Here is a 936-nt window from a genome sequence, read left to right on the forward strand (position 1 = left end):
AAGTACCAGCCGCGTTATATACATTTCCATTCCAGGTGTATGGTAATTGGTTGCTACATATTGTAGTGATTTGAGTACCAGTTACAGCAGGATTTACATTTAAGGTCAGGGTTACGATAGAATCGCAACCTGCCGCATTGGCCAGCGTATCTTTATAGGTTCCTGCAGCATTGTAGATGTTGCCATTCCAGGCATAAGGCAATTGGTTGCTGCATATAGCAATGGTTTGAGTGCCCGTTACTACAGGATTTACATTCAATGTAAGTGTTACAATCGAATCACAACCGGCGGCATTTGTCAACGTATCCTTATAGGTACCAGCACCATTGTATACATTGCCGTTCCAGGTGTATGGCAATTGATTGCTACATATAGTGGTGGTTTGGGTGCCCGTTACTACAGAATTAACATTCAATGTAAGCGTTACAATCGAATCACAACCGGCAGCATTAATCAGCGTGTCTTTATAAGTTCCGCCTACATTATAAGCGTTACCATTCCAAATAAATGGCAGTTGATTGCTACAAATTGTGGTAGTTTGAGTACCTGTAACAACCGAGTTAACATTCAATGTAAGTGTTACAATCGAATCGCAACCGGCGGCATTTGTCAACGTATCCTTATAGGTACCAGCACCATTGTATACATTTCCGTTCCAGGTGTATGGCAATTGATTGCTACATATAGTGGTGGTTTGGGCGCCCGTTACTACAGAATTAACATTCAATGTAAGCGTTACAATCGAATCACAACCGGCAGTGCTCGTCAAAGTATCCTTATAAGTACCGGGTGCATTATAGGTGTTACTATTCCAGGCATATGGCAATTGACTACTGCATATTGTAGTCGTCTGAGTACCGGTTACAACCGGGTTAACATTTAAGGTCAGGGTTACGATCGAGTCACAACCAGCGGCATTGGTCAAAGTATCTTTAT

Annotated in this window: 1 protein-coding gene; it reads right to left on the minus strand. The window is 42.1% G+C overall.

Annotation, left to right across the window (positions count from 1 at the left end; genetic code table 11):
* On the minus strand, window positions 1-936 hold a 936-nt coding region (locus AC59IL_RS38920), incomplete at both ends, for a hypothetical protein (RefSeq protein ID WP_496557667.1).

The organism is Niastella sp. sgz303648 (assembly GCF_059587045.1).